The 8,825-nt window shown below is 41.0% G+C and carries 7 protein-coding genes and 3 pseudogenes; 6 read left to right on the top strand and 4 right to left on the bottom strand.

Annotated elements, in window-relative coordinates; translation table 11 throughout:
- Nucleotides 1-728: group II intron reverse transcriptase/maturase (gene ltrA, locus BCT11_RS17025; protein ID WP_102388812.1), on the bottom strand; the 728-nt coding region annotated here is incomplete at its 3' end.
- Between the two features lie 706 nt (nucleotides 729-1,434).
- Here ltrA and BCT11_RS28395 point away from each other — a divergent pair.
- From BCT11_RS28395 to BCT11_RS28520, 4 genes are all read left to right on the top strand, one after another.
- Nucleotides 1,435-1,692 carry a transposase gene (locus tag BCT11_RS28395; protein ID WP_347231048.1) on the top strand — a complete coding sequence of 86 codons (258 nt, stop codon included), beginning with the start codon at nucleotides 1,435-1,437 and terminating at the stop codon, nucleotides 1,690-1,692.
- A gap of 152 nt (nucleotides 1,693-1,844) precedes the next feature.
- Entirely contained in the window at nucleotides 1,845-3,320 is a 1,476-nt protein-coding gene (locus BCT11_RS17010; protein WP_102388811.1) for an EAL domain-containing protein, read from the top strand.
- A 54-nt stretch (nucleotides 3,321-3,374) separates the two neighbouring features.
- A complete protein-coding gene (locus tag BCT11_RS17005) occupies nucleotides 3,375-3,782 on the top strand; it encodes a hypothetical protein (protein ID WP_102388810.1) in 408 nt (135 codons plus the stop codon).
- 112 nt (nucleotides 3,783-3,894) lie between these two features.
- Nucleotides 3,895-4,023: a hypothetical protein gene (locus BCT11_RS28520; protein ID WP_277869652.1), complete on the top strand. Its 129-nt coding sequence runs from the start codon at nucleotides 3,895-3,897 to the stop codon at nucleotides 4,021-4,023.
- A gap of 147 nt (nucleotides 4,024-4,170) precedes the next feature.
- On the opposite strand, the pseudogene BCT11_RS17000 reads toward BCT11_RS28520, so the two are convergent.
- Nucleotides 4,171-4,359 (bottom strand): annotated as a pseudogene (locus tag BCT11_RS17000) (IS91 family transposase); the annotation flags it as partial.
- A 61-nt stretch (nucleotides 4,360-4,420) separates the two neighbouring features.
- Nucleotides 4,421-5,544 (bottom strand): annotated as a pseudogene (locus BCT11_RS16995) (IS3 family transposase).
- A gap of 335 nt (nucleotides 5,545-5,879) precedes the next feature.
- Here BCT11_RS16995 and BCT11_RS16990 point away from each other — a divergent pair.
- Nucleotides 5,880-7,130 carry a ParA family protein gene (locus BCT11_RS16990; protein WP_102388809.1) on the top strand — a complete coding sequence of 417 codons (1,251 nt, stop codon included), beginning with the start codon at nucleotides 5,880-5,882 and terminating at the stop codon, nucleotides 7,128-7,130.
- Between the two features lie 15 nt (nucleotides 7,131-7,145).
- Entirely contained in the window at nucleotides 7,146-8,123 is a 978-nt protein-coding gene (locus BCT11_RS16985) for a ParB family protein (RefSeq protein ID WP_102388808.1), read from the top strand.
- Between the two features lie 308 nt (nucleotides 8,124-8,431).
- Here BCT11_RS16985 and BCT11_RS16980 read toward each other — a convergent pair.
- A pseudogene (locus tag BCT11_RS16980) lies at nucleotides 8,432-8,803 on the bottom strand (transposase); the annotation flags it as partial.
- Nucleotides 8,804-8,825: the final 22 nt, after the last annotated feature.

Here is an 8,825-nt window from a genome sequence, read left to right as displayed (position 1 = left end):
AGGCGGCTATGCCGCCGCTTGGAGCAGTGGCACACCAAATCATCCGCATAACGCTCAAACTGAATATGCCGATTTGTTCGGCTCATCCAACTATCAAACGCATAATGCAGAAACAGGTTGGCTAGCAAGGGCGAGATCACCCCTCCTTGCGGTGTTCCTCGGGTACGCTCCTGCACTTCCTCTTCTTGTCCAGATTTGACCATCGGTGCTCTCAGCCAGCGGGTACAGTACAAGATCACCCAGTCAGGCATTTGGTTGTGTTTCAAAGCTTTTATAATCAGGTCGTGATCGACGTGATCAAAGAATGCCTTAATGTCCACTTCAAGTACCCAACTGCGAGTACGGCAACGTTTCTCGCATTGCTTTAGTGCATCATGAGCTGATCTTCCCGGACGATACCCATAGGAATCGGTATGAAACATCGGCTCAAGTCGCGCCTCTAGAAAGCGTTTCACCGCTCCCTGTGCTACACGATCACTGACCGTCGGAATGCCCAATGTTCGCTCAGAACCATCCTCCTTCGGTATACGTCTTTCACGCACCGGAGGTGGAAAATACGATCCTGAACTCAGGCGATTCCAGATTTTGTACAGATTGCTATCCCGTTTTTCATCAAATTGCTTTATCGTTTGTCCGTCGCATCCGGCTGCACCTTTATTCCGACACACATCCTGATACGACTGCCAGACCAAAGCCTTGGGGATCTCAAATGCTTTTCCTTGTGGCAAAACACCATCCTCTCTTGAGTTGTGTTTCGTACAATTCGGTGACCCATGCCCCTTCGCTCCCACGCCATTACAGCATCTTCATCACTACTACGAGCATGTCCGCCCCTGTACTCCGATACGTGCTGAGTACAGGTTCTCACGTTCCCTAAGCTGGCCTAATCTGGACTCTCGCTGCCTTAACGCCGGATGCCATGTAGACAGTAAACAGGTGTCCTCTACACTAATCAGGGGGCGGCTACACAACCCCTTTTTGACATCACCAAACATTTCGACGCTTCATCGTACAGTTCACTTTCGTTCGACTTTCCAGATCGTACGTGACGGTAGATCTCCGCCTTTTCCTGAAACGCTCACCACCAGATTCCTTAGAGTCCAGCAGCATCAGGTCGTTTGGTCAGTACTCCTGCAAGCCCTGACCGGAGGGCCTACCTCCATCCAACTTAGAGCATGGTTTCACTATGCTGCTTTACCGCTTATGCCATAGCTTCTCCTTCGTGACACACAGAGCCTGTTCTTCCTGCCAATGACCAGCGGTTTAATTGCACGTTCAGCACGGTTATTGTCTACCCAGTTTTTTTGTTTTTTCTGTTCGATTGGCTGCTAAATAGCGTTGTCGAATACTCACTAACATCTCTCTACGAGCCGTTAAACTCATTGTATGTCCCATATAACTCACCTAAATTTATTACTTAGAGTTTGATTTTAGATGAGGCAACCGTCAGTGTTGGGTTTGATTTTTAATGAGTCAATGCGGCCTCCAATTTCAGGCTCTCGCTTGTACCAGTACAGTAAAGGCGGTCAGCTGACGCTTGAATACCTCAACCATCGGACTGGGGAAAAGGAAATGCTGACCTTAGCCGCTGAGAATTTGATCTACCGGCTCATGCTTGGAGTAAATGTCAAAGACTCTTTGCATTTTGAGACTCACCCGAGCCCCTCACAATCAAAATACAACAGGGCTTAAAAGACCTTCTAAACTCAACATAAGTCACAAATAGTCAATGTAGTGTTAATGTTGTCATTTACATTTATCTAACCAACAAAACTATGCTAGGCTAAATTATGGACATAACCTGAGAAAATATAAAAAAAACGTACCACAACAGAGAGATAAGAATGGAAACAGGAAAAAACAACCCCCCAAAAAGCAACCCTCTCTACTTGGGGGGTGTTTTATTTTTCTTAATATTATCAATTACCATTTCAATAGCAATAATAAGAATAGAGCTAAAAAATATGGGAGACCTCTACATAACAAAAATAGACAAAGTAATTAGAAATGTAGAAAGGGAAACTATTCTAGCTATAAAAAACATAGATGCCTGCCAAAATATTGAAGATAACCTCCGTTATTCTAATGATATTAGAGAGTTAGTCGTAATAGATAACTACCACGCGACCTGTTCATCAAAAAGAGGAAAGATAAAAGAAAACATCAATGTTAAAAATAGATTCGACAACCTAAGTCACCATCTTATTTTTTGGGATATAGACGAAAAGCCGTCAGAAAGAACAATAGCATTTATAAGCCCAGCATTGAATAGAGAAGGTAGAATTATCATATCCATAATTGATAGAAATCATTTAATTGGAGGGTTATTTGATATAAATGAAACTAATATCTCTAAGATGATGGTTGATATTGCAGGGAAAAGTTATCCCGCACGTACCAAGTTTCGCTCAGACTATATATATAACATTTCAAGATCAAATAAGTATAAATATAGAATTCTAATAGAGGTAAAAAGAAGCTTTGTTTACACTTCTATCATCCATGCTGTATTAATAAGTACTATTATCACACTAATAATATTCTCAATATTACAGATGACATTAAACAAAACAAAACAAAGAGGAAATATATTTTTAGATTTCCAGGAAGGGTTAAGAAGAGCCGAGTTTTATCTAGAATATCAGCCCATCGTTGATGCTTGTAGTTGCAAAGTGAAGAGCTTAGAGGCCCTTGTGCGCTGGAATCATCCAACATTAGGCTTAATCCGACCGGATACTTTTATTCCTCTTGCTGAAGAGAAAGGCTTGATAAATGAACTCACGGACTATATTTTAAAATGGGCATTAAAAGAACTCGCCTTATCCAAAAAGGCTGGCAACATATCCATCAGTGTAAACATACCTCCAACGTATCTTGCTTGTAATAAAAACCTGCTTAAGTTAACTTATTATCAAAGACAGTTTTCAAAGTTAGACATTGAGCTAGTAGCCGAAATAACTGAAAGACAACTACTTGATAAATCGGGAATACAGACTCTCAATGAGCTAAAAAAAAGTGGGTTAAAAATAGCAATAGATGACTTCGGTACAGGTCATACATCTTTATCAGTCATTCAAGAACTTAACTTTGATTACCTAAAGATAGATAAGTGCTTTACCGATACGATCGGAATAAACACAGTAAACTCTACAGTTTTAGACACAATCATAGAATTAGGGCATCGATTAGATGTAAAAATAGTTGCTGAAGGAGTTGAAACAAAAGAGCAATTTGAGCATCTGAAATGTAACGGAGTGCAAAAAATGCAAGGCTATTACTTTTCTAAACCTGTTCCTTTAAGTGATATGAAACTAAATTAGTTGTTATGCTTACCAAAGGATAATACTAAAGATAATAAAGACATGGAGTTTGTAATGATAACGTTCAATTTTGAATATTTTTTAAAGCTGTTGCATGCTTTATACACTCACCAGAATAAAGATGAAAAATTTAGTAGATTAATGACATTTGACGACTTCAGAAGGATTGGTTTAAGTACTAACTCAAATGGAAATATTCAAGATTACTTCGTCTATCATCTTCAAATGGTACAGAATGAAAATTTGGTTTGTACTTTCAGGCAAGATAGAGAAACAAGAGCAAAAAAATTTTACTTTGGCCTAACTGAAAAAGGATATGCTATGTGCGATGCCCTTTTTGAAAAAGGCGCTAGAGAGTTTTTACTAAAATTAGGAACTAATGTTAACTTTGCTGTTTGCCAGAAAGCATGTTTCGCGTTCGGCAGTGATATTATTTTTTCTGAAACGAAAAGTGCCCCCTAGCAGGATAGTAATCAGAGCTATGCTGATTTCTGGTGTATGGAAGAGAAAGGAAGTTGCGGTGTAATCTGTTGATGCTGTTCTCGCCAGAACGATTAACAGAAAGGTACACCGCATGACTGATAATACTGTTGTTTCACTGAATACACCACAAGACCCACTTACTGAACTGATACGTCAAGGGGCTAGAGATTTGATTGCACAAGCTGTTGAAGCTGAGCTTCAACAGTTACTTGATGGTTAGGATTTTCAATCCTAACCATCAAGCACTTAACCTAAGTAGATGACTCTTTCAGAGGTTTCCATTTTGATGGAGAGTTAAAGATATGACGATTTCATAGGCTATTTGAGCGTTCTCTCGCCTGATTTACTTAATTTAGACGGACTTATCCTACGCTGCGACTTGAAGTCGCCGTGATTCACGCATACTCATTCGGCGATTATCCAACAACTCATTATTTTGGGGACCGATGGTAAAGCCAGTAAACACCATCCTATTCCCACATAGAGTGCACTGATACGGATCATTACCTGTAAAGCCTTTGTACTGTTTGGCGTACGTGAGCGGCTCTGCCTTTTTCGAAAGAAGTGGACCCCAATGGTTGGACACATAAGCTAATTTCTTAAGTGGTTGATCCAGCTTATGCAGCGTATCTTTGCCTGCCGAAGTAGGCTTCATCAGGAGTGAGGTCATTGAGTCCTTGATGGTTACGCTCTTCATTATAAAACACCATGTAGTTACCGATTTCAAGCTCGGCTTCACGCGGTGTCGTGTAAGCTTTTAAGTAAACCTCCTCATATTTCAGGCTACGCCATAATCGTTCGATAAAAACGTTGTCGACCCAGCGACCTTTTCCATCCATGCTAATCCGTACACCATGGTCAGTTAATTTCTGTGTGAACTCAGAGCTAGTAAACTGACTGCCTTGATCTGAGTTGAAGATATCTGGGGGGCCATAATGCTTAAGCGCTTCCTCAAGAGCTTCGATACAAAAGCTCGTATCCATAGTGTTAGATAGCCGCCAGGACAATACTTTACGGCTATACCAGTCAATAATGGCAACTAAGTACAGGAAACCTTTAGCCATTGGGATGTAGGTGATATCAATCGCCCAAGCTTGGTTCGGGTAAGTGACTTCAACATTACGCAACAGATAGGGGTAAGCCTTGTGTGCTTTGTTTGCCAGTGTCGTTTTTGGTTTTGGGTAAATCGCTCCAATGCCCATATCGCGCATGAGCCGAATGACGCGCTTACGATTAACGTTATGCCCCTTTTTGACCAACTCAGTTCGAACGCGTCTACTTCCCATGAAGAGATACTGAAGGTGAATTTCGTCGATGATACGGCGTAATTCAATTTCCTCAACGGAGAGTCCGATAGGCTGATAGTAAGCCGTTGAACGAGCAATATTGAGCAGTTCACATTGGCGTTTAATTGGCAATGGTGTGGATTTAACCAGCGAGAGTTTTCGCTAGGCTCGGTCTAACGACCGAGCACTCTGGCCAAAAAATCATTTTCCATGGTCAACTGACCGATCTTGGCATGAAGCTTGTCCACTTCTTCGGTGTTATCTTTGCTCAACTGACTTTCAGAAGCAAAAATCATAGCTGCATTTTCTAGCAACTCCTTTTTCCATGTAGAGATTTGGTTCGCGTGAAGGTTGTATTTTTGAGCCAACTCAGCGACCGTTTTGTCACCTTTAGCTGCTGCTAATGCCACCTTAGCTTTAAATTCAGGAGAGTGGTTTCTACGTTTTCTAGTCATAATCTGTTCCAATGTTTCTGGGTACTATCACAACAGATCAATCACTTAAAGTCATGTCCGAAAATTGGGGGCCACTTCTTAGACCAGTAACAACCTAAGTTATACATGCAACATAAACCGTCCTCGCTAAAGCAATACACCACACACTATTCTATGAAACTCCCTCCTGCTCACAGAATGAGCAACCCTCTTATGATTGCGGCTATTTTTTGTTCGAAAGTGGAAATTTATATACCAACAACAACAAAATACACCGTTCATTGGTTAAAACAATTGAAGATGGTATAGATTTAAATTAAAGTACTGAAAGCTTAGATGAATTAAGGAGCTTCATTGTGGGGATCATTGAACAAATCCAAAGAATTGGCGAAAGTATGAATGCAGACAATGCTTCACTAAAGGAAGCATTGTTAGAAAGCACACAGGTTAGTGTTACAGATGAAGATTTACCTGATGGTGTAAATCGCCTTGTCTATAACCACGCAATAACAAAGACCTCTCTCGGTAAGGATATTTTTCGCCTTTCTAAAGCAACCTATCTGAAGCGAATTAGCCAAGCTATTGAGGATGGAGTTATTGCTGAGCCTATTTTCCACAACCGATCCCATCTGTTTACTCTTGATCAGGTCCATCAACTCATGGAGCATTATGGCTTTGAGAAGTTTTCTGATCATTACAATCCAACGGTTGTTGCTGTCAAAAACTATAAAGGTGGTACAGGTAAATCAACTACTACAGTTACGTTAGCAGTCGCTACAGCATTAGATTTAGATTTGAATGCTAATGTATGCATCGTCGACCTCGATCCTCAGGGGTCGGCGGCCAGAGGTATTATTAGTGTTCAAAATGAGCAGGATGAGCTGTTTTTAACTGTTGCTGACTTGGTTTGTACAGAGCACGAGCCTGATGGTGAAGTCGCTCAGTTACTAGAAAATGGAAACTCATTTGAAGATATTGTTCGAGCTGCCCCTTTCTCAACTCATATTCCAAACTTAGATGTTGTCACTGCGTTTCCTACCGATGAAAAGTTTACTGATCTGTACTGGGAAATGAATGATAAAGAAAAAAGAGAGCAATTGTTGACGCACTTTGCATGCAAAATATTGCCAATACTTCAAGAGGAATATGACATCATTTACTTGGACCTTCCGCCACAGAACTCCCCTATTACTTGGGCTGCTGCTGAAGCGGCAGATATGATCATTACTCCTGTTACGCCAAGAACTTATGACTACGCTAGTACAACCTCTTTCATGTTGACGCTTGCTGACGTTCTTCAGTCATTGCCATCGAAAGGGGAGAAAATTAAATGGCTTCGAGTGCTTCCTGTTAATTACAGCGAAAACAATCGCCAAGAGAAGAAAACTTTTGAGCGATTATTGAGAACGGTTGGCAGTGACATGTTTACCATGCCAATTAAGCACAGCCCGTTATTCTTAGAAGCTGCAAGTATGAACCGGACAATTTTTGATATCCGTAAGACGGAGAGTACTTGCACTTCGTTACAGTATGAGTCTGCTCATACATCGGTGAAAGACGTATACAGAAATTTTATCAACGACCTTAGAGTTATTGCAGCAAAGTAACGGAGAGCTTGGCAAATGCGAAATACAAATAAATCAAAGTTACTAGCATCAAGTTCTAAGTCCGGAATATCGTCATTAAAGGGGATACCAGACAATACAAGAACTTTTCTAAACGGCAAGGTTAAGGCAAAACGTATTGTTGTCCTAAGTACAGATATTGAATCTAAAACAGGAATTCATCCATTAAATCCTCGAAATCAAGAAGCTCTTACTCTTGAAGCTGTTCGTGATATTTACTCATCCATTAAAGCAAACGGAGTAAATCAAGAGGGCGTAGCCATCAGATGTCAATCTTCAAATAGGCTGTTACTGCTAGATGCAAGTCGTCGCCGTTTTACTTGCTTGCACGCAGGCGTTGATTTACCTCTTTGGGAGCTGCAAGGTGATGTAACTGACGAAGATATTTTAGCGATAATTAATGATAGCCAAGAAGTTAAAAGATGGTCCTACCCTGAACACGCACAATACCTTTTTAAGGTTGCTGAGCGTAAAGGGATTGATGTCAAAAACGCGAAGCTGGGAGAGCTAGCGAGTGCTTTATCTATTGGTCGAGAGTCACTAAGAAAGCGTATCGCAGCCAACAATGTGTCAATCGCTTTACGTAAAGTCTTTGTTGACTTCGAGGGCATTCCCAATGCTTATTACTCAGAGTTAGCAAAATTGCAACGTGAGCTTGAGAAAAGTCAATTAGTTATTGAAGATGTTATGGTGCGATTTGTTGATGAAGTAAAACTTCCATCTGATTCGTTATCTGTTGATGATATGCAAAAGCTGACTTTGGAAAATTTAAAGTCATTTGTTAGTGAAGCATTGAATGTAAAAAAGAAAAATAAGGATTGGAAGAAAGAGTCTTTAGCTTTATTTGATAAAAAAGGTTGCTATGCCACAGTTAGCCAAAGCCCAGATAGAAACAAGCTAAAGATTGAGTTCTCACGTATTGGGGCAGAAAAAGAAAAGCTAATTCTGGATTACATAAAAACAGTATTGAATTAAAAACCATAAAAACACAGCAAAGAAACAACACTTCTTTGCCTATATAAAACAGTGGCTTATTTTATTTTTGTCGTAAAAACAATGGGGGTTGTCGCAGCAAAACTCCCCCTTTTAACTGGCGCAGCCAGCTCCCTTTTATCCCTTTGGCGCAGCCTACCCTTTGGTTCAGTGCATGGTTTTCTGGCTGATGGAATGTCGTCGCAAGGGTGGTTGATGTTGGTTCAGCTTTGCTTAATGTAACGGAAGCCAATGATTGCCGGTTTGTGTAGATGGGTAAACGAGCTATTGTCAAATGTGGTGTATGGAGATCATGCAGTAGCCTGTTGATGAGTCTCCATTTCTTTCACTACATTGATGAAGCGAACATCTTTCACAACATCCGCTAGGAGTGCAAAACCTCGTAGACGACGCCACTTCGTCTCTGCACTGCGCATTAACTTGTAGGCCATCATCAACGTAGTCTTTCTGTTTCCACAGTTCTTCGTCTTGCTCGTGCGTAAGCGTACTGTGGCGAACATCGATTCTATTGGGTTGGTTGTCCTGATATGAACCCAGTGCTCTGCAGGGTAATCGTAGAACGCCAGCATTTCAGCTTTATCTTTCACCAAGCAGTCCGTTGCCTTGGGATACTTGGCTTCGAAGCGCCTCTGGAAGGTTGAGAAGGCGTGATAAGCATCATCTCAAGCGGCGGCATAGCCGCCT

Origin of the sequence: Vibrio sp. 10N.222.52.B12, from assembly GCF_002875385.1 — a bacterium.
Classification (GTDB): Bacteria; Pseudomonadota; Gammaproteobacteria; order Enterobacterales; family Vibrionaceae; genus Vibrio; species Vibrio jasicida.
Note: the sequence above shows the minus strand (reverse complement) of the source record. Positions and strands in the feature narration are given on the sequence as shown.